This window comes from Vibrio sp. 378 (genome assembly GCF_033339435.1).
Map to the genome: position 1 here is coordinate 1 of NZ_JAWOUO010000975.1, position 558 is coordinate 558.

1 protein-coding gene is annotated in these 558 nt (G+C 45.3%); it reads left to right on the forward strand.

The genetic code is table 11. The features are described 5' to 3' along the window. Window positions 1–558: YjbH domain-containing protein (locus R7Q48_RS29885; protein WP_318134010.1), on the forward strand; the 558-nt coding region annotated here is incomplete at both ends.

A 558-nucleotide genomic window follows, 5' to 3' on the forward strand; every position in this document is an offset into this window, starting at 1 on the left:
TGGTTATCTAGAAAGTATGTTCGCGGGTGTGGGTACCGAATTCTTGTACCGACCGAAAGGCGCAAACTGGGCAATCGGTGCAGATGTTAACTTAATCTCTCAACGTGACCCGCAAAGCTACTTCGGTGTATACGATGAGAAATGGCAATACGTTCCAGAATATGGGCGTCCGTTCCAAGTTGTAGATAAGGGCTTTACTGGTTTTGTGTCGGGTTATTACTACCCTCAATGGGATTTTCTACAAGATTTGATGATTCAAGTTGATGTTGGTCAGTTCCTAGCGGGAGATATCGGTACACAAGTGAATGTGTCTAAACAGTTCAAGAGTGGTGTCATTGCTGGTGCATTCGCATCAATCAGTGACTTGTCTGCTGACGAATTTGGTGAAGGTAGCTTTACTAAAGGCTTCTACATTTCGATTCCATTCGACATCATGACAGTGAAACCAAGCAACAACCGCGCGTTCTTTAGCTGGCAGCTATTGACTCGCGATCGCGGTCAGAAACCAAGTCGCAAGTACAGCTCGATTGAGCCAATGGATGAACGTAACCCTTTGTA